We start from the raw sequence: 25,705 nt of genomic DNA, 5'->3' as shown, positions 1-25,705 counted from the left end.
GGCGGGTGCGGGCCGGGCGCGCCCGCACCCGCCTTCGCCGCATCCGGGGGCCGGGCCCGGCGGGGCCGTGCCCCGTCGAACCGGCGGGCCGGCGGCGCACCGCGTACACGAGTGCTGCAGGCTCCCAGGCTTGTACGCGGGGTGCCAGGCGTGGCCGGGACGGGCCACCCGCGGTCAGCCCTCCAGCAGCTCCCCCAGACGCGCCGAGACGCCCTCCCAGCTCCACTCCGCCTGCACCCAGGCGCGCCCGCGCTCGCCCATGGCCGCCGCCTCCGCCGGGGAGCGCAGCAGCCGGATGAGCGCCCGCGCGGTCGGTCCGGGCCACGCGCCGTCAACCACCAGGCCCGTCTCGCCCTCGCGCACCGCGTCGGGCGCCCCGCCGGAGCGCCCGGCCACGACCGGCAGACCGGCGGCCGAGGCCTCCAGGTAGACCATGCCCAGCCCTTCGACGTCCAGCCCGCCGTTGCGGGTGCGGCAGGGCATCGCGAACACGTCGCCGGCGTCGTAGTGGGCGGGCAGCTCGCCGGCCGGAACGTCGCCGGTGAAGCGCACCGAGTCCGCGACCCCCTGGTCGCGCGCCAGAGCCTCCAGCCGCCCCCGGTAGGGGCCGCCGCCTACCAGCAGCAGGGCCGCGTCGGGCACGTCGGCCAGCACGCGGGGCCAGGCCCGCAGCAGCGTGTCCTGCCCCTTGCGCGCCACCAGGCGCGAGACGCACACCACCACCGGCCGCCCGGTCAGGCCGTGGCGCTCGCGGATGCCGGCCCCGCCGGCTCCGGGCCTGAACCGCTCCGCGTCGACGCCGGGCGCCAGCCGCCGCATGCGGTCGGCGGCCGCGGGCGAGAGCGCCCGCCCAAGGCGAGTGCGCGTGTACTCGCCGAGGTAGGTCAGGGTGTCGGTATCCTCACCGATGCGGTGCAGCGCCCGGCGCGCACCCGGCAGGGTCGACCAGCCGGTCTCGTGTCCGTGCGTGAGTCCGACGATGCGCCGCACCCCGGCGCCGCGCAGGCGCCCGGCCAGCAGCCCCAGCGGCGCCGCGGCGCCGAACAGCACGGAGTCGCAGCCCTCCAGCTCGGCGATGCGCGCGGCCCGCCGGCCCACCGCGGGGGTGGGCAGCAGCACGGACGTGCGCTCCCGTACGACCGGGAACGGCAGGTCGAGGTCGAAGTCGGAGGCCCTGCCCCACGCGGCCGAGCCGCGCGCCCCCGGGGTGGAGCAGTAGACCACGACGGAGTCGGCGGGCCGACGCATCGCCAGCTCGTGCACGAAGGCCTGGATCCCCCCGGGACGGGGCGGGAAGTCGTTGGTGATGATCAGCGTACGCGGCACGGGCCCGAGTCTAGGCCGATCCGCACCGCGGGCGTACACGGCCGCGCGGGCCGGCCCAGCGTCCGGAAGCGCACGCCGGTGTCCTCCGCGGACCGCCCGGCAGCGCGCGACCGGTCGCCGCGCGCACGGCCGGCGTCGGTCCGGACGCGCGGTGAACAGCAGGTCGGCGACAGCCGCCGAGGCCGGAGGGGACGTCCGGGCACCCCGCTCCAGGGCGTCGGCGAGGTCCCGGCCGTGCCGCACCCCGTCCACGACGCGGATGACCGGGAACCGCCCCGGCGCCATCGCGTCACCGTGGCGGGTCAGCACCCCCTGCAGGTGAGCGCGGCCGCCGACCGGGGGACGCAGTCCGCGCCGGGCACGCTCCAGCGACCGCCCCCGCTCACCGGGTCCGCGCCGCGGCCTCAGCGTCGGCGCGCCCGCGGCCGACGGCCGGACGGACGCGGTTCGCGGTCGACGCCGCCGGGCGCGTCGGCGACGCGGACCGGCGCCCGGCAAGCGGCGGCGCCGTGTCCCCGGATGGGCGGCGCGTCGGCCGCCGCGACTCGGCGATCACGGCGGTCACGCCGTCAGGCCCCTCAGGGCGAGCCGGGACCGCGGTCTCGGCGACGAGCGCGGCCGCTCGCCGCCGAGACCCGCGTGCGGGCGCTACGGGCGGACCGCCGAGTGGAAGTTGCTCTGGTAGTAGCCGCTCAGCGAGACCTCGGCGACCGGCTTGGAGGGGTTGGAGGCGTGCACCATCATGTTGTTGCCGACGTACAGGCCCACGTGGCTGGGGCCGTCGTAGAAGAAGATCAGGTCGCCGGGCTGCATGCTGTCCCAGGACACCGGGGTTCCGGCGTTGACCTGGTCGTAGGTGGTGCGCGGCAGGCTGACGCCGGCCTCGGCCCAGGCGGCCTGCACCAGGCTGGAGCAGTCCCAGACGTCGGGGCCGGTGGCGCCCATGCTGTAGGAGTCGCCGATCTGGGCGTAGGCGAAGTCGATGGCCACCCCGGCGCTGCCCGAGGCGCTGCCGGTATAGGTGGCGCCGGAGTCGCCGCCGCCGACACCGGAGGTGGCGGCGTTCTGCTGCTCGGCCGTCAGGTCGCTGAGAAGGTCCTCCTGCTTCTCGATCTTCTTCTCGGCCTCGTCCTTGGCCTCTTCGGCCTCGTCCAGCTTGTCCTTGGCCTTGTCCTCGGTGTCGGCCGCCTCGGCCGTCAGGTCGTCCAGCTTGTCCTTCTGCTCGTTGTAGTCGACGAGCGTCTGCTGCTGGTTCTCCGAGAGGTAGCCCAGGTCGGCGGCCTGCTCCAGGGCGTCTGCGGGGCCCTGGGAGCCCAGCAGGTAAGCGGGCGACCCGAAGTCGGCGTTGGTGTAGGCCGCGTTGGCGAGCCCGCGGATGTCGTCCTGCATGCCGTCGATCTTGTCCTGAGTCTCCTGCTTGTCCTCGCGCAGGTCCTCAAGCTTCTCTTTGGCGGCGTCGTGGTCTTCCTTCGCCTGGTTGTACTTCTCGGCGAGCTCCGCGTGCTCCTCTTCGAGCTTCTCGATCTTGTTGCGGACCTCGTCGACGCTCGGCTCGGCGACCGCGGCGCTGGAGGACAGGATCAAAGCGCCTGCGGCGACGAAGCCGACGGTCGCGAGATGCCGGCGGAACGAGCCACGTTCATGGCGTTCATCCACGATGGTGGCACACCTTTCTGCCAGGGGGCCGCCTGACCGGAGGACTCCGCGGAAGCGGGGCGGCCGCGGCGTTCGGCGGTCGCACCCGGGGCGCAGTCGGCGCCCGGTGATCCGGGAAGGATGCGTGCGGCGTGCGAGAGAACACGCCCGCAAGGGGGTTTCCGGTCTCCGCCGGCCCGGGGGTGGAACGGCACGGTCGGAGGTCGGCGGGAGCCGGCCGGCGCCACCCTTCTGATGGCACGTACAGGCGACCGGGCTCGGCGAGGAACACTAGTGCATCCCCAGCACCATACTCAACCGATTCGTTACTATTTCTACCTCTTTACGGCCCGTCCGCAATGGAACGTCCGGATCATCCCCACCCCATATCGGCATCGGCGCCGATTCACCTGGAGCCGTCGCCGCCCGGCCCGCCGCGCCCTGGAGCACGCGGCGACCGGATCAGAGCCGGAGTGCTGAGGGGCGCACCGCCCGCCCCGGTCCGCGACCGGAGCGGGCGCAGGCGACCCGGCGTCCGCCGTCCGCCCTAAGGGCGCACGCCGAACTGGAACTGGCCGTCCCAGTACCCCGAGAGCGAGACGACCTCGACGTTCTTGCCGGTGCGCGGCGCGTGGATCATCTGGCCGTTGCCGACGTAGAGGCCGTCGTGGCCGAGGCCGTCGAAGAAGAACAGGATGTCGCCGGGCTGCAGCTGGTCGTAGCTGACGCGCGGGCCGGCCTCGGCCTGGCCGTAGGTGGTACGCGGCAGGCTCACCCCGGCGGCACCCCACGAGCGCATCACCAGGCCGGAGCAGTCGTAGCTGTCGGGGCCGGTGGCGCCGTAGACGTAGGGCTTGCCCAGCTGGGCGTAGGCGAAGTCGAGGGCCGCACGCGCGTCGCCGGAGGCCGCGCCGGTGTAGCTGCCGCCCCCGGAGTCGTCGCCGCCGGTGGCGGGGTCGGCGGAGGGGAACTCGGAGAGCAGGTCCTGCTGCTTCTCGATCTTCTCCTCGACCTCGTCCTTCTTGTCCTCGATCTCCTCCTTCTCGTCCTTGGCGTCGGCCAGGGCCTCGTCGGCCTCGTCCTTCAACCGGAACAGGCGCTCGGAGGAGTCGGTGAAGTCGTCCAGCTTCTCCTTCTGGTTCTCCGAGAGGTAGCCGACGTCGGCCGACTGGGCCTGCAGTTCCTCGGGGTTCTCGACGTTGATGATGTTGGAGGGCGAGTCGAGGTCGGTGCCCCGGTAGGCGGCGCTGGCGAAGTCGGCGACGTCGTCGCGCAGCTCGTTGTAGCGCTCCTGCTCGTCGCCGACCCGCTCCTCGAGGTCGTCGGCCTTCTCCTTGGCGGCCTGGTAGTCCTCTTTGGCCTTGTTGTACTCCTGGACGATGCCGTCGGCTTCCTCCTGGAGTTCGCCGATCTTGTCCTCGACCTCCTGCTGGGTCGGCTCGGCATAGGCCACCCCGGAGGGCACGATCAGGCCTCCTACGGCCACGACCCCGAAACCGGTCGCGATCCGGCGGGCCGTGCGCCGACCACCTGTGCTCGTCATGGCGGTCCACGCTCCTTACGGGTCAGGTCCACATGCGGGATGGGGGGATCGGGGCGGGGGCGACCGGAATCCGGGCAGGGTGCCGGGCGAGCGGGAACCGCGGACACACCGGGCCGGACCTCCGGTCGGTGCGGCGGCACGCCGCAAAGGCACCGCCGTCACCGGGGGCCTCCCGCAGAGCGCACGACGCGGCGACACCGGCGCCGCAGGCGCGACCCTCGCGTTCTTCGCGGGAAGCCGAACAAGCTCCGGATAGAACTTAGCGGACCGGACAGGGCACCTCAACCACAACGACCGACGCGTCACCCGGTGCACACGGGGTTTCGGACGCCGCATCGGTCGCGCCCGCCCCGGCCGGGAACCACGGCCGGGTGCCGGCGCCGGCGCGTAGGCACCGCCGGCACGGCGCCTATCCGCCCAGCCGGCGCAGCAGCAGAGACGACGCGACGGTGCGCGCCCCCTCGCGGCGGACCGCGGCGACGATCTCCTGGTCGGAGGTGACCACAGCCAGCGGCCGCCCCCGCGGTTCGGCCCGCACCAGCCGGATGATCAGCTCGTCGGCGGTCTCGTCCGGCTCGCTGAACAGCAGCCGCACCCGGCGCGTGGCCGAGAGCACCGGCGGCGTGCTGACGTCGGCGCCGTCGAAGACGCAGGTGATCTCGGTCTTGGCGCGGCTGGCCAGCCCTTCCAGCGACGACAGCAGCCGGCTGCGCTGGTCGGCCAGCGGCAGGGTGCCGTAGCCGGTCTTGGTGACGTTGTAGCCGTCCACCAGCACGTGCATCCGCGGCAGGCTCAGCAGCTCGTCGACCAGCCCCGGGTCGTCGTCGGGCAGCCCCTGGCCGGGGACCGAGGCCGCCCCGGCCGAGTGCTGCTCCGCCACCAGGTCGGCCGGACTCTCGATGGAGCTGGGCAGCGCCAGCTCGCGGCGCAGCCCGTGGGAGGCCTCCAGCAGCACGTCCAGCAGCACCCGCAGCCGCGCCTCGTCGGCGCTGCGCCCGGCGCGGGCGGCCCGGCGCGCGTTCTCCACCTGCGCTTCGGCCGCGGCAAGGCGGTTGCGCAACCGGCGGTTCTCCGCCTCCACCGCGTTGACCTGACCGGTCGTGGTGGCACTGCGGTCCGCCGCCTCCGCGATCGCCTGCTCGGCCTCGTTCATCGCCTCCTTGGCGCGCTCGCGCTCGGTGTGCAGCCGGCGGCGCAGGTCGGCGATGGTGCTGCGCTGGTCCTTGAGCTCGCTGCGCAGCCGCGCCAGCTCCTCACGCTGGCCGCTCTTGGCCTCCTCCAGCCGGCGGCGCAGGTCGGCGATGGTGCCGGCGGCGTCGTCGACCTCCTTGGCGGTCTCCTGGCGGTCGAGTTCCTCGCGCACGCGGTCGACGACGGCGCGCCAGCCTTCGGGGCGCAGCAGGTAGGCCGCCGCCGCCACCGCGACGGGGTCGGCCGCCGGCGGCACCACGCCGCGGCGCAGTTCGCCGACCAGCTCGGGCCAGACCTGCTCGACGCGTTCGGCGACCTGCCCGCGAAAGCCCGCGTCGGCCTCCAGCTGCGCGGCGATCTGCGGACCGGCGAGCCGCGCACGGCGGCGCGGCTCGAACTTCGCGACGCGGCGCAGCACCGGCGGCAGGTCGGAGAGGCGCATCCCGCCCAGGACCTCGGAGCCGTACTCGACGACCCGCGCGCGCACGGCCTCGGGCAGCGGGCGCTCCGGACCCTCCACGGCGCTCTCCGCGCTCTCCGCGCCGTCGCCCTCGCCGCCGCCGGGGCGCTTCGCGGCGGCCGCGGACTCCTCGGCGCCGCCGCGCCGCGGGCGCCCGCCGGCCTCGGAGGTCACGACCGCACCCCGGCGCCGCGAACGCACCGCCCGCGCCGCGGCGGAACCGGATTCCGCACACCCATCTGCCTGGTCCTCCTGCACTCCGCACCTCAAGCCTCGCTGCGCACCGGGGCCCCGCCGCGGCTCGCGGCCCGGTCTCCCCCGGGGTCTGGGCCATCCTTCCACGGAGATCGCGGGGGAAACGGGCCGAACCACGCGGGCCCCGCCCCGCGGGACCCGGCGCCCGCCCGCGTTCGGCGCACCGCGCCACCTGCGCCGACACCGGCCGCCGACCCCGCCCGGCCGCCGGCGGCGTCGGTGCCCCCGTTTACCCTGTCGGGGTGGCCGAGCAGCACACCCCCGTCCAAGGCACCCTCGACGACCTGGGAACCCCCCTGTCGGAATGCACGTTCGTCGTCGTCGACCTGGAGACCACCGGCACCCGCGCCGACGCGTCGGGCATCACCGAGATCGGCGCCGTCAAGGTGCGCGGCGGCGAGGTGCTCGGCGAGTTCTCGACGCTGGTCAACCCCGGCCTGCCCATCCCGCCGTTCATCACGCTGCTCACCGGGATCACCCAGGCCATGGTCGCCCCGGCGCCCGCCGTCGAGAGCGTGATCCCTGGGTTCCTGGAGTTCGCCGGGCTGGAGCGCGGCTCCCTCCTGGTCGCCCACAACGCCCCCTTCGACGTCGGCTTCCTCAAGGCCGCCTGCGCCGCGCACGGCTACGACTGGCCCGCGCCCCAGGTCGTCGACACCGTCGCGCTCGCCCGCCGGCTGGTCACGCGCGAGGAGGTGCCCAACCACAAGCTCGGCACCCTCGCCGGCTACTTCGGCGTCGCCGACCAGCCCACCCACCGGGCCCTCGACGACGCCCGCGCCACCGTCGGCGTCCTGCACGGCCTGCTGGAGCGCCTCGGCGCCTTCGGCGTCGAGACCGCTCAGGAGCTGCGCGGCTTCCGCTCGGCCCCCACCGCCGCACAGCGCACCAAGCGCCGCATCGCCGACGACGTCCCCGCGGCACCGGGCGTCTACGTCTTCACCGACGCCAAGGGCGACGCGCTCTACGTCGGCAAGAGCACCGACCTGCGCCGGCGCGTGCGCTCCTACTTCACCGGCTCCGAGAAGCGGGGCCGCATCCGCGAGATGGCGGCCCTGGTCGAGGGGGTCACCCCCATCGTGTGCGAGACCGGCCTGGAGGCCGAGGTGCGCGAGCTGCGGATGATCGCCGAGCGCAAGCCGCCCTACAACCGGCGCTCGCGCAACCCCGAGCGCGCGCCCTGGCTCAAGCTCACCGCCGAGGACTTCCCGCGCCTGTCGATCGTGCGCACCGTGCGCGACGACGGCGCACCCTACCTGGGGCCGTTCCGGTCCGCGCGCGAGGCCGAACTCGCCCGCGAGGCGCTGCACGAGGCCTTCCCGCTGCGCCAGTGCACCCGCCGGATCACACCCGCGAAGCCCACCGCCGCCTGCGTGCTGGCGGAGCTGGGCCGGTGCGGGGCCCCCTGCTCGGGCGCCGAGACCGCCGCGGACTACGCCGTGCACGCCGCGGCCGCCCAGGGCGCCATGACCGCCGACCCCGCACCGGTGGTCGAGCGCATCACCGCCCACATCCGCGAGCTGTCCGAGCAGCTGCGCTACGAGGAGGCGGCCGGCCACCGCGACCGGCTGGCCGCGTTCCTCACCGCATCGGCGCGCAGCCAGCGCCTGACCGCCCTGTCGGCGATCCCCGAGCTGGTCGCGGCGGCGCCCGCACGCGGCCCCGCGGGCGCCGCACGGCCCGGCTGGGACGTCCACGTGGTGCGCTACGGGCGGCTGGCCAACAGCGGGGTCATGGCCCCGGGCGCCGACCCCGCGGAGTTCGTGGCGGCGCTGAGCGGCACCGCCGAGTCCGCGTTCCCCGGCCCCGGGCCGGCGCCGTGCGCCAGCGCCTGGGAGATGGAGTGCGTACTGCGCTGGCTGGAGGCCCCGGGCGTACGGCTGGCCGAATCCGCCGAAGGCTGGACATGCCCCGTCAATGGGGCCGAGAAGTACCGCCACCTGACAGACTGGGAGCGCGGCGTGTCGGCGCTCGCGCACCGCTGACGCCCCGCGCCCGGCGGACGCACCGGCCCGCGCCCGCAGTGACCGGAGTCCTCGCCCAAGGAGTGCAGATGGCGGGTATCCCGCTGAGTGACGACTACCCGGTGCGGCGCGTGCCCACGGTGACCTACGCGCTCATCGCCGTCAACGTCGCCGCCTACCTGCTCTCGCCGCTGTCGCTGCTGGCCGTGTGGTACGACGCCGGCGACCTGCCCCGCCAGTGCGCCGTCGAGCACTACTTCCTGCGCTGGGCGGCCATCCCCGTGGAGCTGCTGGGCGGAGCCCAGGTCGAGGGGGCGGGGCCCTGCCCCGCGCCCGGCCACACGAAGGTCGCCTGGGTCTCCGCGCTGACCTCGATGTTCATGCACGGCGGGGCGCTGCACCTGATCGGCAACATGGTCTATCTGTTCGTGTTCGGCCCGGTGGTCGAGGACCGCCTGGGGCGGCTGCGCTACCTGGGCCTCTACCTGGGCAGCGGCCTGGTGGCCACCTACGCCTTCGCGCTCAGCCAGGCCTCGGCGGAGGTCCCGCTCGTGGGCGCCTCGGGGGCGATCTCCGGCGTGCTGGGCGCCTACCTGCTGGTGCAGCACCGCAGCCGCGTGGTGACCCTGGTGCTGGTCATCGTGCCGGTGCGGCTGCCGGGATGGGCGCTGGTGGGCACCTACTTCATCCTCCAGTATTTTCTCTACGTCAGCATGTCGGCCTATCCCGGCTCCGACACCGGCGTGGCCTACGCCGCCCACGTCTACGGCTTCATCGCCGGCGCGATGGGGGCGCTGCTGATGCACCGCATCCGCTGGCGCTCCGGGATCCGCCGCTCCGACGTCTACTGACCGGCCCGCCGACCCACCGAACCGGAGGACACCCCGTGATCACCGCGATCGTCATGATCAAGGCCGAAGTCGCCCGCATTTCCGAGGTCGCCGAGGCGATCGCCGAGATCGGCGGCGTCAGCGAGGTCTACTCCGTCACCGGCGGCGTCGACCTGATCGCGATGGTGCGGGTGCGCGGCCACGAGGACCTGGCCGAGGTCATCCCCGGCCGCGTCAACAAGGTTCCGGGCGTGCTCTCCTCCGACACCCACATCGCCTTCCACGCCTACTCCAACCATGATCTGGAGGCGGCGTTCTCGCTGGGCATGGAGGATTGACCGGCGGCCGGCGCCCGCCGACGACCGCGCGCGCAGCCGGCCTCCCGGTCCGTTCGCGTCCGGGCCCCGCCCCGGCGGGCGGTGCGCCGGGTCCGCCGGATCCGCCCTTCGCGCGCCGCCGGGTAGGGGCGCCGCGGGAAGGGCGGACCGGGGCCTACTCCGAGGGCTGGGGCAGCTCGGGGCACTCGACGGTCGGGTTGACGCCGAAGTAGTTCAGCGGTCCGGCCGCGATCGTCGTGAGGGTGCTGCCGATCGTCGCGCAGTTGGCCTCGTCTGTGCTGAAGTAGCCGCGCTGGATAGCCGCGAACAGGCCGATGAGCAGCCAGACGACCACGACGGTTGCGATGACGACTCTGCTGCGCACTGCTGCCTCCTGGGGGTGAGGGGCGGAAGGGGCGATGCGGCTCGCCGTGTCGCACACGGCGTACCCCTCTGGCGCGCGATGTCACCACTTTCGTGCCGCCCCGCCGTCCGGCGCCGGTCGGCAACGGCCGCCGGGGCCGCCACGCTGCGGTCACTCCGCACCCCGCGCGGCCGGCCGCCCGGCCCGCGCGCACGTCCGCGGGCCCCGCAGGGCGGTGTTGGCCCCCTCAGGCCCGCTTGGCGCGGGACTGGCTGACCTCCACCCAGTCGTCGAGCACGCGGGCGGCGGCTCCGCTGGTCAACGCGTTCTCGGTGACCTCCAGGGCCGAGCCCAGGGTCTCCGCCGCTCCCGCCGAGCCGAAGCCGGGCAGGGTGGCGGCCACCGCCGCCGCCGCGTTGAGCAGGACCGCGTCGCGCACGGCTCCCTCGGCGGCGGGGCCGCCCGCGACCAGGTCCCGCACCACGCGGGCGTTGTACTCGACGTCCCCGCCGCGCAGCGCCCCCGGCTCCGCGCGCTCGATGCCCAGCTCGGCCGGGTCGAAGCGCTCGTGGGACACCGCGCCGCCGTGCACCGTCCAGATGCGGGACGTGCTGGTCGTGGTGAGCTCGTCCAGGCCGTCGTCGCCGCGGAAGACCATGGCCGAGGTGCCGCGCCGGGCGAACACGCCGGCGATGGTCTCGCACATGCCCTCGTCGAAGACGCCCACTGCCGCGGCGCCCGGCCGCGCCGGGTTGGTCAGCGGGCCCAGGAAGTTGAACACCGTGGGCACGCCCAGCTCCTTGCGGGTCTTGGACGCGTGGCGCAGCGACGGGTGGAACAGCGGGGCGAAGCAGAAGGTGATGCCCGCCTCCTCGGCCACCCGCGCGGTGTCCTCGGGCGCCAGGTCGATGACCACGCCCAGCCGCTCCAGCACGTCGGCGGTGCCGCAGGACGACGACGCGGCGCGGTTGCCGTGCTTGACGACCTTGGCTCCGGCCGCGGCGGCCACGATCGCCGCCATGGTGGAGATGTTGACGGTGTGGGCCCGGTCGCCGCCGGTGCCGACGACGTCGACCGTGCTGCCGGGGACCGTGATCTGCACGGCGTGCCGGAACATGCCCTCGGCCAGGCCGGTGACCTCGGCCACCTCGGCCCCCTTGGCGCGCAGCGCCACGGCGAAGCCGGCGATCTGCACGTCGGTGGCCGAGCCGGACATGATCTCGTTCATGGCCCAGCCGGTGTCCTCGGCGGAGAGCGGCCGGCCCTCCAGCAGCGCGGTGATCAGCTCGGACCAGGTGCGTTCGGTGGTGCTCACGTGGGTGCTCCTCGGGGGATCGTCCAGGGGACGCGTCGTCGGGCGGTCGGACTGAGCGGAGTGGCTCAGCCGCGCCATCGAGCGGTGTCGGCCCCGTGGCGGCCCCCGCCCCCGGCGAAGCGCGCCTGCACGCCGCGGGTCCCGCGGCCGGCGCTCGCCCCGGCGCGGCCCGGCGCGGCCGGGGCCGCGGTCAGCGGGCGGCGCGCCAAAGCGGCGGGGCCGCGCGGCCGCAGTCGGCCGCCTCGGCTCGCACCTGCGCTGTGCACCATCGGCAACGTCTCCCGCTCGGCTGGGTCCGTGCCGCCCGCCGCGGATTGCACCGCACGGGCGGAGGCGCGTGCACACCTCGGGCGCGCGGCCGGCGGTGTGCCGCGGCGCCGCCGGCCGGCGGCGCCGCTTCCTGCGTCGGAGACTACCCGAGGGCGGCGGTCCCGGCCGCCTGCTCGCGCATCAGCTCGGCCAGCGCCTCGGCCAGCGCGACCGGGTCGATCGGGTGGCTGACGACCTTGTCGGCGCGCGACCACGCGGCCAGCCATCCGTCGTCGCGGCGCCCGATGATCAGCAGCACCGGCGGGCACCGGTAGATCTCGTCCTTGACCTGGCGGCAGACGCCCATGCCGCCGGCCGGCGCGGTCTCGCCGTCGAACACCGCGACGTCGATGCCGCCGTCCTCCAGGCGCGCCAGCACGCCGGGCGCGGTCGCGCACTCGACGAACTCGACCTTCGGGACGTCGGCGGCCGGCCGGCGCCCGACCGCCGTACGCACCTGCTCGCGGGTACCGGGCTTGTCGCTGTAGAGGAGCACGCGCATGCGCGCGGCGGGCTCCCCGGAAGCGGGGCCGTTGGTCGCCATGGTCAACCGTCACCATCCCTGTACGTCACGGCCGGCACCGGTGCCTTCGGGAGGCGCTCCGGGCGTCCGGGCACGAGCCCGGCGGCCGTCGAGTTGAGACCTTCGCCACCTCAGCATGCCACCGAGGGCACACGCCTGGCCATCCGGCGCCCCTCGGCGCGGGCCCGGCGGTGCGGGCCGCCCCGGAACCCGGACACGCCGGAAGGTGCGGCGGATCCCGTGACTGGCGGCGCCGCGCGCGCTATCCTCTCCACGTCGCCCCGCATCCGGTGCGCGGGCGCCCGCCCGACGATCACGAGCCGATACCGTTGCCACGGCAGATCGGGCGCCTTTCGGGGGGTCGTGCAACAACCTTCGCGGGATGCCGTAATAATGCTCCCGTGGCGACAGCAACCGCGAATCAACCAACAGGACCGACACCGTTGCACGGTGCGGCAAAGCGACCTGACCTGGTGAGCGTTGGCACCATCGTGTGGCTTGCCAACGAGCTCATGTTCTTCGCAGCGCTGTTCGCGATGTACTACACCATCCGATCGGTGACCCTGGGCGACCCCGAGCTGGGCGAATGGCCCGCTGCCGAGCTCAGCGTGGGTTACGCCCTCGTCAACACCATCATTCTGGTGGCCTCCAGCTTCACCGCCCAGGCAGGCGTCTGGGCCGCCGAGCGCGGTGATGTCGGGAAGCTCCGTCTGTGGTTCGTCATCTCGTTCCTCATGGGCCTGGTCTTCGTACTCGGCCAGGGCTACGAGTACTACGAGCTCATCGTGCACGAGGGCCTGACGCTGCAGTCCAGCGCCTACGGCTCGATGTTCTACCTCACCACGGGGTTCCACGGTCTCCACGTCATCGGTGGTCTGATCGCGTTCCTGATCATGCTGGGACGCACGTACGCCGCGAAGCGCTTCACTCACCAGCAGGCGACCAGCGCCATCGTCGTGTCCTACTACTGGCACTTCGTCGACGTGGTCTGGGTCGCTTTGTTCGCAACCATCTACCTCCTTCAGTGACCCGAAACGGGAAGTCGGATCGTAGCCATGTCGTTCTGTGAGCCAAGGAGTTGACTGCCTGTTTTGTCTTCCTAAGACCGCTTGGCCTCCGACTTGTCTTCGCCCCCAGCGCGGAGCGGGCCGAGGCGCAGACTCTGGCGGCCGACGCCGCAGCGGCTGAGCAGCAGCCGACCGCCGAGGACGTGGCCCAGGGCCGCGAGATCTACACCAAGACCTGCGCCAGCTGCCACGGCAGGGACGGCACGGGCGGCGAGGGCTACTCCGGCCCCGACATCACCGGTGAAGGCGCCGCGGCCGTGGACTTCCAGGTCAGCACCGGCCGCATGCCCTCCATGAACCCCGACGCCCAGATGCCCCGCAAGCCGTCGGCGCTGACCGAGGAGGAGCTCGCCGACCTTCTCGCGTTCTACAACGCCGAGATCGGCGAGAAGGGCGCGCCCGGCGTGCCCACGGACATCCCCGGCGCCGCTCCTCAGCGCGCCGACTTCGAGAGCCACGCCGCCTACGAGAAGGCGGCCGAGGAGTGGGAAGCCGGCTACGAGGACTACCTTGAGGGCGCCGACAACACCGAGGCCGGCATGCAGCTCTACCTGGCCAACTGCGCGCACTGCCACAGCTGGTCGGGCGAGGGCGGCGCGCTGACGGGCGGCCGGTGGGCGCCCGAGATCGGCGACGCGACGCCCCGGCAGATCTACGAGGCCATGATCTCCGGCCCCGGCGCGATGCCCGTGTTCAACGACACGACCGTCACCCCGGACGAGAAGCAGGACCTGATCGCCTACGTGAAGGACCTCCAGGCCGAGCCGAACGCCGGGGGCATCTTCGACCTCAACCGTGTGGGCCAGGTCGCCGAGGGCTTCATCAGCTGGACCGTCGGTCTCAGCCTGATCGTGGCGTGCGCGATCTGGATCACCGCAAAGCAGCGAGCCCATGACTGAGAACAACCGCAACCACGACACCGACCCGGGCGCCGAGGGGCCCGACCGGGTCATCGGCACCCCCACCTCCGCCGAGGAGGACCGGGTGGTCTCCGGCAGGACCGGCGAGGAGGCGGACCACGAGGGCGCCTACTCCGCGGCGGAGACCCACTCCCGCCCCGAGGAGGTGCAGCGCAAGGGCGAGCGCACCGCCTCGATGTGGTTCACCCTGGCGTTTTTGGGCGGCGTGGGCTTCCTGGTGTCCTACTTCCTGTTCCCGCCCGACGCCGAGGGCGACCCGGCCATCGCCAACCCGCTGGTGGGCCAGTGGGCGAACATGCTGATGGGCGGCACGCTCACGCTGTCCCTGTTCGGCATCGGTGCGGGCATGACGGTGTGGGCACGGCGGGTCATGCCGCACTACGAGGTGGCCAACGACTACGACGAGCTTCCGTCGGCGCCCGAGGAGAAGAGCTCCTTCAGCGACTTCTTCATGCGCGGCGCCGACGAGAGCGGGTTCACCAAGCGCCCCCTGATGCGCCGCACCCTGCTGCTGGCCATGGCCCCGCTGGGGCTGGCGCCCATCGTGCTGCTGCGCGACACCGGCCCGCTGCCCCGCGACACCCTCAAGCACACGCTGTGGGAGCCGGGCATGCACATGGTCGTCGAGGGCGGCGTCCAGGAGGACGAGGACGGCTGGATCCACGCGGACGACCTCCGCGCGGGCGGCATGATCAGCGCCCTGCCCTATGTGGCGCCCGACCCCGAGCACCCGCACGGGCTGAGCCTCAACGACCAGGCCAAGACGGTCATCCTGCTGATCCGCATGGACGAGTCCGAGTTCAGCGACGAGATGACGCGGGAGCAGCGCAACTGGACCCACGACGGGATCGTCGCCTACTCCAAGATCTGCACGCACGTCGGATGCCCGGCGGCGCTCTACGAGAGCGGATCGCACCGGATTCTGTGCCCGTGCCACCAGTCGACCTTCGACGCCGCCAACGGCGCCAAGGTCGTTTTCGGACCGGCCCACCGGCCGCTTCCGATGCTGCCCATTACAGTGGACGAAGAAGGCTACCTGGTGGCCGACGGCGACTTCTCCGAGCCGGTCGGGCCGACCTTCTGGGACGCGCAGAGGGGGAACTAGCCGATGAGTCGTACAACACAGGCGCCCAAGGCGCTGCGCGGCGCCGGCAACTACATCGACGACCGGTTCCACCTCGCCAAGACCGGCAAGAAGCAGCTCGGCAAGGTCTTTCCGAACCACTGGTCGTTCATGCTCGGCGAGATCGCCCTGTACTCGTTCATCATCCTGCTCGTCACGGGCGTCTTCTTGACCCTGTGGTTCAAGCCGAGCATGGCCGAGATCGTCTACCACGGCTCCTATGAGCGCCTGCACGGCGTGACGATGAGCGAGGCCTACGCCTCCACGCTCTACATCAACTTCGACGTGCGCGGCGGCATGCTGATCCGCCAGATCCACCACTGGGCCGCGCTGATCTTCGTCGCGGCGATGCTGGTACACATGCTGCGGGTGTTCTTCACCGGCGCGTTCCGCAAGCCGCGTGAGATCAACTGGCTGATCGGTGTGGCGCTCTTCGCCCTGGCCATGATCGAGGGGCTGTTCGGGTACTCGCTGCCCGACGACCTGCCCTCCGGCATGGGCGTGCGCATCCTGCAGGGCGTGATGATGGCCCTGCCGATCGTGGGGCCCTACGTGTCGATGTTCCTCTTCGGCGGCGAGTTCCCCGGCGAGGACATCATCCCGCGGCTGTACATGCTGCACATCCTGCTGATCCCGGGCATCCTGCTGGCGCTGATCGGTGCGCACGTGCTGATCCTGTGGCACCAGAAGCACACCCAGTACCCCGGCAAGGGGCGCACGGAGAAACAGGTCGTGGGCACGCCGATGCTGCCGGCGTTCGCGGTCAAGGCGGGCGGGTTCTTCTTCTTCGTCTTCGCCGTCACCGCCGGACTCAGCGCGTTCGTGCAGGTCAACCCGATCCACCTGTTCGGGCCCTTCACCCCGACCTCCATCACCTCCGGGCTGCAGCCCGACTGGTACATGGGCTTCATGGAGGGGTCGCTGCGGATCTTCCCGAACTGGTTCGACCTCAACATCGCGGGTTATGCGATTCCGACCGCGGTGCTCGTGCCGGGTCTGGTGATTCCGGGTCTGGTGTTCGGCGCGATGGCGCTGTGGCCGTTCGTGGAGCAGTGGATCAGCGGCGACCGGCGCCACCACAACGTGGCCGACCGCCCGCGCAACGCCCCGGTCCGCACCGGCATGGGCGTCGCCGGGATCACCTTCTACGGCCTGCTGTGGCTGGCGGGGTCCAACGACATCCTGTCGGAGACCTTCTCCATCAGCCTCTACGCGACCACCTGGTTCTTCCGGATCACGGTCATCGTGGGGCCGTTCATCGGCTTCATGATCGCCAAGCGCGTGTGCCTGGGCCTCCAGCGCCGCGACCGGGAGCAGCTGGAGCACGGCTACGAGAGCGGCACCATCCAGCAGCTGCCCAGCGGTGAGTTCATCGAGGTGCACAAGGAGTCCTCCGACGAGACCGTGCGCGTGCTGGAGAGCAAGGAGCCGGTCTCGCGGATCGAGGTGCAGGCCCTCGACGAGAACGGCGTGGAGTCGCCGTCCTCGCGCGGGATGACGGGTCGGCTGCGGCAGCGCCTCGCCGAGTGGTACACCCGCGACAACGTCTCCTTCGAGGGCGTGCGCCCGCACACGGGCCACCACCTGCACCACGGCGCCCACGAGGAGGGCGAGCACGAGGAGGCCCGCGAGGAGGCCACCACCTCCTCCACCTCCTAGCCTGCCGTTCCGGCCGCCCGCGGCCGGTGGGCGGAACGCGACGGCCCGGCACCCCGCGGGGTGCCGGGCCGTCGCGTTCCGGCGTCTCCCGGCGGTGCGCCGGAGCCGCTCCCCGTTTCCCCACTCCCCCATTCCCACGGCCCCGTCGCCCCGCCGCCTGCGGAGAACGGCGCACGGCTGAGGGGAGAAGCGGGGCGCCGGGAGCCGCCTGAGCAGCGCTGAGCCGCCCGCTGCGGGGCTCGGGTGCCGCGCCGGGCAAAGGGGGAGGCCGACACGCGTCGGGGCCGCGGAGTGCGACTCCGCGGCCCCGTGGCCGGTACCGGCGCTTTGGTCGGGCGGGAGTGTGCAGCCCGCCCGGAGCGCCCGGTCAGCGGCTCCTCAGGCGTCCTCGCCGTGCACGTCGCCCGGTGTGCCTTCGCCGTCGGTGGTGTCGGGCTCGCCGGTGGCGCTGTTGGCCAGCCACTCGTCCCAGGAGCGCTGCCAGTAGCCCCACCCGTTGTCGACCTCGAGCTCGCGGTCGGTGCCGTTGATGATGAGCGGGTCGCCCATCAGCGACTGCTCGTAGAACCACTTGGCGTCGGCGTTGCTCATGTTCGTGCAGCCGTGGCTCTCGTTGGACTCGCCGAGCCGCCCGTTCCACGGAGCGGCGTGGGTGAACTCGCCGCTGTTGGAGAAGCGGACCGCGTAGTCGACGTCGAGCTTGTAGCCCTCGGGGCTGTCGACCGGGATGCCCGTCGTCGAGGAGTCCATGACCAGGTGGTCGTACTTCTCCATGGTGAGGTGGACTCCGCTGGTGGTCGTGTACTTGCGGATGTCGCCGCGGCCGTTGCTGATGGGGAACGTCTTGATGGACTCGCCGCCGCGCTCGACGGTCATGGTGTGCTGGGAGTCCTCGATGGTGCTGATCTGCTCGCGGCCGACCTCGAAGTTGAGCTGGTGGTTCTCGATGCCGTAGACGCCGTCGGAGCCCTCGACCCCGGCCAGGAGCAGGTCGACGGTGACCTTCTGGTGGGGCTCCCAGTACTCCTGCGGGCGGAAGACCGCGGTGGTGTCGCCGAACCAGTTCCAGGCGCCGTCGACCGGGGTCTCGGAGGTGACCTCCATGGAGTTCTCGACCTGCGCCTTGTTCTCGACGGGCAGGTCGAAGTTGACGATCACCGGCATGCCCACGCCCACGGTCTGGCCGCTGGTGGGGAAGTTCGACTGCAGCTCCAGGCGCTTGCCCTCGACCGCCTGCTTGGTGCGGAACTCGCTGACGACCTCGGTCTGCTCGCCGTCGCTGTTCTCGGCGGTGGCGGTCACGGTGACCTCGGAGCCGGGCGTGAGGTTGCGGTCGCTGACCCAGGTGGACTCGTCCTCGCTGAGCGACCCGGTGACCTCGCCGAGTCCGGACTCGCCGCTCGGCGAGGGGCTCGCGCTCTCCTCGGCGGCGGCGTCGGCCGCACCGCCGGTCTGCTCGATCCGGACGTCGGTGACCTTGGCGTCGGCGGCCTCGACGGTCACCGGGACGTCGGGCTCGACCTCGCTCGCGCCGTCCTTGGGCGAGATCCGCACGTCGACGGCGGGGCCGGTCTCGCCCTCGCCCGCGGCCGTCGGTGAGCCGGAGCCGCCGGTGCAGGCCGTCGCCAGGACGAGGGCCAGCCCGGCCAGTCCGACTCCGGCGCCGCGCAGCGCCGTTGGGAGTGATCTGCCCTTCACCCTGCGACCTCCAGTCTTGAAGGCGGCCTTTGCTCGGCACTGCCCCTACAGGGCCGATGCCAAACAATGCCGAAAAGTTCCGCTGTTCCACGGGAAGGCGGCCGCGGGGGATGGGAAACCGGCAACGTACCGGCGGGAGACGCCGGCCGCCGGAAAAAGAATACCCCCGGCGGGTGACGGCTTCGGTGGAAACCGCCGCCCACCGGGGGTGACCGGAGTCTCGGACGCCCGGCCGGGCCGGGTCCGGTGGCTAGTGGCTGAACTCGCCGCGGTAGTACTCGAACACCCAGCCGATGACGGTGAGGATCACGGCGAGGGCGCCGATGAACACCATCCACCAGCCGATGGTCACACCGACGGCCATGAAGGCCACCGCCATCGCCACGAACAGCGGCCACCAGCTGTGCGGGCTGAAGAACCCGTACTCGCCGGAGTTCTCGGGGATGTCGCCGTCGAGGCGCTCCTCGGGTGCCAGGCCGTGGTACCGCTCGCTGCGCCGCGCCGACTGCCACAGCCAGAAGCCGATCATCCAGCCGAAGAAGATCGACACGACGAGCGCGACGGTGCCGGTCCACTCGATCGTGCCGTGCGCCACCCAGGACCAGTACGCGTACATGGCGGCGACCAGGCCGAAGAAGGTCGAGACGCCCATAAACAGGTAGGCCTGCATCTTCATGGTGAGCTCGCTCCCCTACTTCGCGGTTGCGGGTTCGGGCGCCACACCGGGTGCGGCGGCGTGCGGGTGGTGCAGGTCGAACGCCGGACGCTCGGAGCGGATGCGCGGCAGCGACGTGAAGTTGTGCCGCGGCGGCGGGCAGGAGGTCGCCCACTCCAGCGAGCAGCCGTACTCCCAGGGGTCGTCCACCTCGACCTTGGCGGCGTTGCGGTGGGTGACCCACATGTTCCAGAAGAACACCAGAGTGGAGGCGCCCAGCACGAACGAGCTGACCGACGAGATGATGTTCAGGCCGGTGAACCCGTCCGAGGGCAGGTAGTCGGCGTAGCGGCGGGGGAAGCCCTCGGCGCCCAGCCAGTGCTGCACCAGGAAGGTCCCGTGGAACCCGAAGAACAGCAGCCAGAAGTGGATCTTGCCCAGGGCCTCGTTGAGCATCTTCCCGGTGAACTTGGGCCACCAGAAGTAGAAGCCCGCGAACATCGCGAACACCACGGTGCCGAACACGACGTAGTGGAAGTGGGCCACCACGAAGTAGGAGTCGGTGACGTGGAAGTCGATGGGCGGCGACGCCAGCAGCACACCGGTGAGCCCGCCGAAGAGGAACGTCACCAGGAAGCCGACGGTGAAGAGCATCGGCGTGGCGAAGACGAGTTGGCCGCGCCACATCGTGCCGACCCAGTTGAAGAACTTCACACCGGTGGGGACCGCGATGAGGAACGACATGAACGAGAAGAACGGCAGAAGCACCGCGCCGGTGGGGAACATGTGGTGGGCCCACACGGTCACCGACAGGCCGGTGATGGCGATGGTGGCCGCCACCAGGCTCTTGTAGCCGAAGATCGGCTTGCGGCTGAACACCGGGAGCACCTCGGTCGCGATGCCGAAGAACGGCAGCGCGATGATGTAGACCTCCGGATGGCCGAAGAACCAGAAGAGGTGCTGCCAGAGGATGGCCCCGCCGTGCTCGGGATCGAACACGTGGGTGCCGACCATGCGGTCGGCGCCCAGCGCGACCAGCGCGGCCGTCAGCACCGGGAAGGCGATGAGCACCAGCACGCTGGTCAGCAGCCCGTTCCAGGTGAAGATCGGCATGCGGAACATGGTCATGCCGGGGGCGCGCATGCACAGCCCGGTGGTGATGAAGTTGACGGCGGACAGGATCGTGCCCAGACCGCTGACGACCAGGCCCATGATCCACAGGTCGCCGCCGAGCCCGGGTGAGCGCACCGCGTCCGACAGCGGTGTGTAGGCGAACCAGCCGAAGCTGGCGGCGCCGCCGGGGGTGAGGAACCCGCCGACCACGATGAGGCCGCCGAACAGGAAGAGGTAGTACCCCAGCAGGTTCATGCGCGGGAACGCCACATCGGGCGCACCGATCTGCAGCGGCATGATGATGTTGGTGAACCCGACGAACAGCGGGGTCGCGAACAGCAGCAGCATGATCGTGCCGTGCATGGTGAACAGCTGGTTGTACTGCTCGTGGCTGACCACCTGCATGCCGGGCCACATCAGCTCGGCACGGATGATCATCGCCATAACACCGGCGAGGAGGAAGAACGCGAACGAGGTGATCAGGTACATGTACCCGATGACCTTGTGGTCGGTCGAGGTCACCCAGCTGACCAGGATCGATCCTTTGCGTGTACTGGCGGGAGCCGCCGCCTCGGGGGTCTGCGTCACGGTCGCCATCAGCGCCCTGCCTCCTCGCTGGCCGCGGCGGGCACGTTCGCCTCGTCGGCCGGGGCCGGTTCGTCGGCCGCCGGCTCCTCGTCGGTGACCTCGTCCTCGGGGCCCTCGCCCTCGGGGCCGGGGAGGTCGATCCCGGTACCGGGGTTCTCGACTCCCGACTCCAGCTGCTCGGCCGTCTCCAGCTGCTGCTGCTTAGCCTTGGCCTCCTGCTCGGCGACCCAGGCGTCGTAGTCGCCGGGCTCCATCACCTTGAGGGTGAACAGCATCCGGGAGTGGTCGACGCCGCACAGCTCGGCGCAGCGGCCGGCGTAGGTGCCCGCGGTGCCTTCCTTCACCTTGACCTGGAACTCGTTGTCCTGGTGCGGGATGACGTCCATCTTGAACGCGAAGGCCGGGATCCAGAACGAGTGGATGACGTCGGGCGAGGTGAGGTCGAAGTGGACCACGTCGCCCTCGCGCAGTACCAGGGTGGGCCTGTGCTCGGGGGTTCCGGCCACGGAGAACCGCGTCTGCGGCTCGCTGCCCTGCTCCTCGGCCTCGGCCTTGGACTGCTCCAGGTAGTTGAACTGCCAGCTCCACTGGAAGCCGACGACCTCGATGTTGGTGTCGGGCGCCTCCTCGGTGGACAGCAGCGCCGTCTGGTCGCGCGCGGTGAAGTAGAAGAGCACCGCGATGATCACGATCGGCAGAACGGTGTAGAGGGCCTCGATGGGCATGTTGTAGCGCACCTGCGGCGGGAGCTGCTCGGAGCGCTTGCGGTGGAAGATGACCGACCAGACGATCAATCCCCACACGAGAATGCCGACCGCGAACGCCGCCACCCATGAACCCTGCCAGAGCGTGAGGACGCGCTGGCCCTGTTCGGTGATCGGCTCCGGCACACCCAAACGAGTGAACTCGTTCGACGCGCAGCCGGTCGCAGCCAGGCCCAGCGCGGCAAGCGCGGCGCCACGCGGTGCCCATCGGCGCAGCGCGGGGCGCCGATTCCTATGGCGGGTCGGACTCACGGATTGCCTTCCCAGCGGTGATGCCCGCGGACGTTGCGCGGGCGGTCGTATTCCAAAGCTTTTCGGGGGAAACACTAGCGCGATCTTCCCGGGCCCCCGATCAGGGGCATGCCTGACCAGCGTGTTGGCAGCGTGCCCGCGCGGGGGACGCGGCCACACGCGTCCGCCCCGCCCCACCGCCCGGTGGCACGGGGATGCGGGCGCTCCGGGGAGTCGGCGTGTTCACCCGGCCCGCCGGCCTCGGCCGCCGGGTGCCCGGAGTATCCGGTTCCGGCCGTCGGTAGCGGGCTAAGGCGAGAGTACCGCGGGATTTACCGGCCTCTTAACCGGGTGCCGTTTAGTGCCCGGCTCGGGTAAAGAATGGAGTACGAGCCACCACCAGAGGAGGTCCGTTGGCGGAGGAGCCGTTGGTGACCGTCGAGGCGGTCGGGCGCAAGTGCCCGATCCCCATCATCATGCTCGCCGGGCGGATCCGGGAGGTGCCGATCGGCTCGGTCATCGCCGTGACGGCCGACGACCCGGCGGCGCGCACCGACATCCCGTCCTGGTGCCGGATGAAGATGCAGGAGTTCGTGGGCGAGGTGCCGCTGACCCGGGGCAGTGCGTTCCACATCCGGCGCATGTACTGAGCCCGCGCAGACGGCCCGACCGCCCGCGGCTGGCGGGTGCGGGCGTGTCGGCGGCCCGGCCGCCGACACGAAGCGGGCCGCGCGCCCTTCCGGAGGTCCGGCAAGGCGCGCGGCCCGCATCAGGCACGCGAAGCGCTGGGGCTAGCGCGCGTAGTACTCCACGACGAGCTGCTCGTCGAAGGGCACCGGCACCTGCTCGCGCTTGGGGCGGTCGATGACCGCCACGCGCAGGTCCTTGTGGCTGACCGCGAGGTAGCCGGCGGTCTTGTCGTCGGCGTGCACGCCCTCGGCGGCCTCGACGAAGGGCACCATCTGGCGGGACTTCTCCCGCACACTGATGACCTGGCCGGCCTTGACCTGGTACGAGGGGATGTCGACCTTCTTGCCGTCCACGGTGATGTGGCCGTGGTTGATGTACTGGCGCGCCGCGTAGACCGACGGCGCGAGCCCGGAGCGGAGCACGATCGAGACGAGCCGCGTCTCCAGCTCGGCGATCAGCTCCTCACCGGTACGCCCGGGCCGCTTCTTGGCCGTCTCGTAGGCACGGGCCAGCTGCTTCTCGGACAGGTCGTAGTACCAGCGCAGCTTCTGCTTCTCCGCTTGGCGCACCGCGTAGTCGCTGGTGGAGCGCCGAACTCGGCGGCCGTGCTCACCCGGGGGGTAAGGCCGCTTCTCGAAGTAGCTGACCGCCTTACGGGTCAGCGGGGTACCCGCGCGCCGGGACAACCGCACCTTAGGTCCGGTGTAGCGCATTCACGTCCTCCGTCTATGAGTCACTTGCGAAATATGGGAGTCCTAGGTAAGGCTTGCCTAAGTCTAGGAGGTGTCATGCGACAGCCCAGCCCGTCCGAGACCGAACGGGTCCGTTCCCTTGCCGCCACGGCGACCCCCACCGCGGCGACGTTGGCAGACAATCCCGACACGCGTTTCAGCGTGCGCGGGGCGGTCGATCGCGCCGGCCGCGTCCTGCTGTGGGTCGCGGCGCACCACCCGCTGCACGAGGCGGTGCGGGAGGAGCGGCGGACAGCCAGCGGCCCGGAGGCCGGTGTCGATCTGTCCGCGCTTCGGCGCGTGGGTCGCACCTCTACTGTACGCGCTCGGCTGTGGTGCCAGGGCAGCCTGGAGGAGGTCCCCGCCCGCGACCGCCGCTCGGCGGCCCTCGCGGTGTGGGAGCGCCACCCCGACGAGGAGCTGCTCGCCACCGCCGCGCGGCGCCCGGAGCCGGACGCACCGGTGCTGCTCAGGCTGACACCGCGCCGTGTGGCCTACCACACCTATGACGCCGCCGGGCTGGTCGAGGGCGCCGCGTTCGCGCTGACCCGCCCCGACCCGCTCACCGGGCCGGCCGAGGAGATCATCGCCCGGGTCAACGACCGCTACCGCGACGAACTGACGCGCGCGGTGCACCGGCTGCCCCGAGCGCCGCGGGGAGCCGCCTGGCTGTGGGAGCTGGACGCCCGCGGCGCGACGGTGTGGGTGCAGCTCACGGGCGGCGCCGACGCGGCCCTGGTGCGGGTGCCCTGGAGCGCCCGCGCGACGGAGGCGTGCCAGCTGGAGCGCGCGCTGTTCGACTTCCTCGCCGGGGACGCCGCACCGGCGCACGGCGCCGACCCGGGACGGCACCGCCGCCGCTGTCCCCGGGACGAGGCCCGCCGCCGGAGCTGACCCGCGCGGTCCGAGGGCGCGGCGGACCGGCGGACACGCGAAAAGGGCCTCCCCGGCGGGACCGCGAGCGGGCCGAGACGCCCGCGACCCGCCGCCGGGAAGGCCCGGTGCACCCGTCGCGGCTCCGCTGCGCGGCGCCGGGGCGGGTACGGCCACAAGACCTCAGGCCAGGTGCGGCTTGATCTCGCGCGCGCTGTCCTCGCCGTAGGACTCGGTGATCTTGTCGAGCAGGCTCGCCGCGGTCAGCTCGTACTCCTGCGGGCCGTTGACCGCCAGGCAGTGCACCGCGATGGCGTTGCCGACCTGGGCGGACAGTTCCAGGGGCAGTCCCCAGGACAGTCCCGCGAGGAAGCCGGCGCGGAAGGCGTCGCCCACACCGGTGGGGTCGACCTTGTCGGAGACCGCGGCGGGGCCGACCTGGATCGGCGGCTCACCGCGGCGGTCGATGCGCACGCCCTTGGCGCCCAGCGTGGTCACGCGGGTGCGGACCTTGCCGAGGATCTCGTCCTCGCTCCAGCCGGTCTTCTGCTCGCAGAGCGCCTTCTCGTACTCGTTGGTGAACAGGTAGTCGGCGCCCTCGATCAGCTCGCGCACCTGCGGGCCGTCCATGAAGGCCAGCTGCTGGGAGGGGTCGGCGGCGAACGCGAGGCCGCGGTCCCGGCACTCCTGGCTGTGCCGGGTCATGGCGCCGGGGTCGTTGGCGCTGACCAGCACCAGGTCGAAGCCGCCGGCGGAGTCGGAGAGCGGCTTGAGCTCGATGTTCTTCGCCTCGGCCATCGCGCCGGGGTAGAACGACGCGATCTGGTTGTGGTCCTTGTCCGTGGTGCAGACGAAGCGCGCCGTGTGGCGCAGCTCGGAGATGTGCACGCCGGAGGTGTCCACCCCGTGGCGCTCCAGCCAGGAGCGGTACTCGTCGAAGTCGGCCCCTGCCGCGCCTACGAGGACGGGGCTCAGGCCCAGGACCCCCATGGCGAAGCTGATGTTGGGGGCGCAGCCGCCGCGCCGCACCTCGAGCTCGTCCACCAGGAACGACAGCGACACCTGCTCGAGCTGATCGGCGATGAGTTGTTCGGAGAACCGTCCCTCGAAGGTCATCAGATGGTCGGAGGCAATCGATCCTGTAACCGCGATGCGCACTGCAGAGGGCTCCTTGGATTGGGGAGAATGGACGGTCCTCAAGCCTACCGATCCCGGATTCTCCCGTTGAAGGCGCCTGCGACGGTACCGCTCCGTCGCAGGTCAGAGGCAGGATATCCGCTCCGGTTCCGGTCTGTGCAGGATCGGTGCGCGCCGGCGCCGCGAATTCCGCGCCGCAGCGGGCGCAGCCGGGAATCCGAATCCGGATTGTTCCGCCACACGCTTTCCGTTCCGCCCTGCGCCTACGGGAGAAGAATTCCCGCCGCGCGGCGGCGGGAGCCGCCGCCCGGTGCGGGCGCACCGCTACAGCGGGTTCGGCGGCGGCGCGGGCCCCGGCGAAACGACGAGGGTCCGCGCGCCCCGGCGGGGCGTGCGGACCCTCGGCTGGTCTGCGGGCGATGCC

General features: G+C 72.0%; 21 protein-coding genes. 8 read left to right on the top strand and 13 right to left on the bottom strand.

Annotated features, from left to right (window positions below):
* Positions 1 to 174: 174 nt before the first annotated feature.
* The 4 genes from ABEA15_RS01590 to ABEA15_RS01575 form a co-directional block, all read right to left on the bottom strand.
* On the bottom strand, positions 175 to 1,326 hold the full coding sequence (locus ABEA15_RS01590) for a glycosyltransferase family 4 protein (RefSeq protein WP_345555151.1): 1,152 nt from the start codon (positions 1,324 to 1,326) through the stop codon (positions 175 to 177).
* Positions 1,327 to 1,974: 648 nt separating this feature from the next.
* A complete protein-coding gene (locus ABEA15_RS01585) occupies positions 1,975 to 2,982 on the bottom strand; it encodes a C40 family peptidase (RefSeq protein WP_344139417.1) in 1,008 nt (335 codons plus the stop codon).
* Positions 2,983 to 3,508: 526 nt separating this feature from the next.
* The gene (locus ABEA15_RS01580; protein WP_344139420.1) at positions 3,509 to 4,504 is read right to left on the bottom strand and encodes a C40 family peptidase; all 996 of its coding nucleotides are present in this window, start codon (positions 4,502 to 4,504) and stop codon (positions 3,509 to 3,511) included.
* Positions 4,505 to 4,913: 409 nt separating this feature from the next.
* Complete coding sequence (locus ABEA15_RS01575) at positions 4,914 to 6,329, bottom strand: NYN domain-containing protein (RefSeq protein ID WP_425579345.1); 1,416 nt, start codon at positions 6,327 to 6,329, stop codon at positions 4,914 to 4,916.
* 323 nt (positions 6,330 to 6,652) lie between these two features.
* Between ABEA15_RS01575 and ABEA15_RS01570 the strand changes: the two genes are divergently transcribed.
* The 3 genes from ABEA15_RS01570 to ABEA15_RS01560 all read left to right on the top strand — a co-directional run bounded on the left by ABEA15_RS01570 (position 6,653) and on the right by ABEA15_RS01560 (position 9,542).
* A complete protein-coding gene (locus ABEA15_RS01570) occupies positions 6,653 to 8,395 on the top strand; it encodes a DEDD exonuclease domain-containing protein (RefSeq protein ID WP_345555150.1) in 1,743 nt (580 codons plus the stop codon).
* Positions 8,396 to 8,463: 68 nt separating this feature from the next.
* The gene (locus tag ABEA15_RS01565; protein ID WP_345555149.1) at positions 8,464 to 9,225 is read left to right on the top strand and encodes a rhomboid family intramembrane serine protease; all 762 of its coding nucleotides are present in this window, start codon (positions 8,464 to 8,466) and stop codon (positions 9,223 to 9,225) included.
* Between the two features lie 35 nt (positions 9,226 to 9,260).
* Positions 9,261 to 9,542 carry an Lrp/AsnC family transcriptional regulator gene (locus ABEA15_RS01560; protein ID WP_344139429.1) on the top strand — a complete coding sequence of 94 codons (282 nt, stop codon included), beginning with the start codon at positions 9,261 to 9,263 and terminating at the stop codon, positions 9,540 to 9,542.
* Positions 9,543 to 9,696: 154 nt separating this feature from the next.
* On the opposite strand, the gene ABEA15_RS01555 is transcribed toward ABEA15_RS01560, so the two are convergent.
* The 3 genes from ABEA15_RS01555 to ABEA15_RS01545 form a co-directional block, all read right to left on the bottom strand.
* Entirely contained in the window at positions 9,697 to 9,906 is a 210-nt protein-coding gene (locus ABEA15_RS01555; protein WP_344139432.1) for a hypothetical protein, read from the bottom strand.
* Between the two features lie 226 nt (positions 9,907 to 10,132).
* Complete coding sequence (trpD, locus tag ABEA15_RS01550) at positions 10,133 to 11,278, bottom strand: anthranilate phosphoribosyltransferase (protein ID WP_386699095.1); 1,146 nt, start codon at positions 11,276 to 11,278, stop codon at positions 10,133 to 10,135.
* Between the two features lie 334 nt (positions 11,279 to 11,612).
* Positions 11,613 to 12,053: a hypothetical protein gene (locus ABEA15_RS01545; RefSeq protein WP_344139438.1), complete on the bottom strand. Its 441-nt coding sequence runs from the start codon at positions 12,051 to 12,053 to the stop codon at positions 11,613 to 11,615.
* Positions 12,054 to 12,433: 380 nt separating this feature from the next.
* Between ABEA15_RS01545 and ctaE the strand changes: the two genes are divergently transcribed.
* The 3 genes from ctaE to qcrB all read left to right on the top strand — a co-directional run bounded on the left by ctaE (position 12,434) and on the right by qcrB (position 16,801).
* On the top strand, positions 12,434 to 13,060 hold the full coding sequence (ctaE, locus tag ABEA15_RS01540) for an aa3-type cytochrome oxidase subunit III (RefSeq protein ID WP_465269419.1): 627 nt from the start codon (positions 12,434 to 12,436) through the stop codon (positions 13,058 to 13,060).
* A gap of 930 nt (positions 13,061 to 13,990) precedes the next feature.
* Positions 13,991 to 15,124 (top strand): cytochrome bc1 complex Rieske iron-sulfur subunit, encoded by a 1,134-nt coding sequence (gene qcrA, locus ABEA15_RS01530; RefSeq protein ID WP_344139444.1) that lies wholly within the window; start codon positions 13,991 to 13,993, stop codon positions 15,122 to 15,124.
* Positions 15,125 to 15,127: 3 nt separating this feature from the next.
* Entirely contained in the window at positions 15,128 to 16,801 is a 1,674-nt protein-coding gene (gene qcrB, locus ABEA15_RS01525; protein ID WP_344139447.1) for a cytochrome bc1 complex cytochrome b subunit, read from the top strand.
* A gap of 378 nt (positions 16,802 to 17,179) precedes the next feature.
* Here the strand turns inward: qcrB and ABEA15_RS01520 are convergent, their stop codons facing one another.
* From ABEA15_RS01520 to ctaC, 4 genes are all read right to left on the bottom strand, one after another.
* Positions 17,180 to 18,499, bottom strand: coding sequence for a L,D-transpeptidase (locus tag ABEA15_RS01520; RefSeq protein ID WP_345555144.1), 1,320 nt, complete (start codon positions 18,497 to 18,499; stop codon positions 17,180 to 17,182).
* Between the two features lie 250 nt (positions 18,500 to 18,749).
* Positions 18,750 to 19,175 (bottom strand): cytochrome c oxidase subunit 4, encoded by a 426-nt coding sequence (locus ABEA15_RS01515; protein WP_344139453.1) that lies wholly within the window; start codon positions 19,173 to 19,175, stop codon positions 18,750 to 18,752.
* A gap of 15 nt (positions 19,176 to 19,190) precedes the next feature.
* Complete coding sequence (ctaD, locus tag ABEA15_RS01510; RefSeq protein WP_345555142.1) at positions 19,191 to 20,864, bottom strand: aa3-type cytochrome oxidase subunit I; 1,674 nt, start codon at positions 20,862 to 20,864, stop codon at positions 19,191 to 19,193.
* Positions 20,864 to 21,871, bottom strand: a complete 1,008-nt coding sequence (gene ctaC, locus ABEA15_RS01505) for an aa3-type cytochrome oxidase subunit II (RefSeq protein WP_465269420.1) — start codon at positions 21,869 to 21,871, stop codon at positions 20,864 to 20,866. Before ctaC ends, ctaD begins: the two co-directional genes overlap by 1 nt.
* A 392-nt stretch (positions 21,872 to 22,263) precedes the next feature.
* Between ctaC and ABEA15_RS01500 the strand changes: the two genes are divergently transcribed.
* Complete coding sequence (locus ABEA15_RS01500; RefSeq protein WP_344139462.1) at positions 22,264 to 22,500, top strand: sulfurtransferase TusA family protein; 237 nt, start codon at positions 22,264 to 22,266, stop codon at positions 22,498 to 22,500.
* A gap of 141 nt (positions 22,501 to 22,641) precedes the next feature.
* Here the strand turns inward: ABEA15_RS01500 and rpsD are convergent, their stop codons facing one another.
* On the bottom strand, positions 22,642 to 23,253 hold the full coding sequence (gene rpsD / locus ABEA15_RS01495) for a 30S ribosomal protein S4 (RefSeq protein ID WP_344139465.1): 612 nt from the start codon (positions 23,251 to 23,253) through the stop codon (positions 22,642 to 22,644).
* 75 nt (positions 23,254 to 23,328) lie between these two features.
* On the opposite strand from rpsD, the gene ABEA15_RS01490 reads away from it, so the two are divergent.
* Positions 23,329 to 24,165 carry a DUF2470 domain-containing protein gene (locus tag ABEA15_RS01490; protein ID WP_345555139.1) on the top strand — a complete coding sequence of 279 codons (837 nt, stop codon included), beginning with the start codon at positions 23,329 to 23,331 and terminating at the stop codon, positions 24,163 to 24,165.
* 162 nt (positions 24,166 to 24,327) lie between these two features.
* Here the strand turns inward: ABEA15_RS01490 and ABEA15_RS01485 are convergent, their stop codons facing one another.
* Positions 24,328 to 25,302 carry a carbohydrate kinase family protein gene (locus tag ABEA15_RS01485; protein ID WP_345555137.1) on the bottom strand — a complete coding sequence of 325 codons (975 nt, stop codon included), beginning with the start codon at positions 25,300 to 25,302 and terminating at the stop codon, positions 24,328 to 24,330.
* Positions 25,303 to 25,705: the final 403 nt, after the last annotated feature.

The organism is Streptomonospora halophila, from assembly GCF_039542725.1.
Classification (GTDB): Bacteria; Actinomycetota; Actinomycetes; order Streptosporangiales; family Streptosporangiaceae; genus Streptomonospora; species Streptomonospora halophila.
Note: the sequence above shows the minus strand (reverse complement) of the source record. Positions and strands in the feature narration are given on the sequence as shown.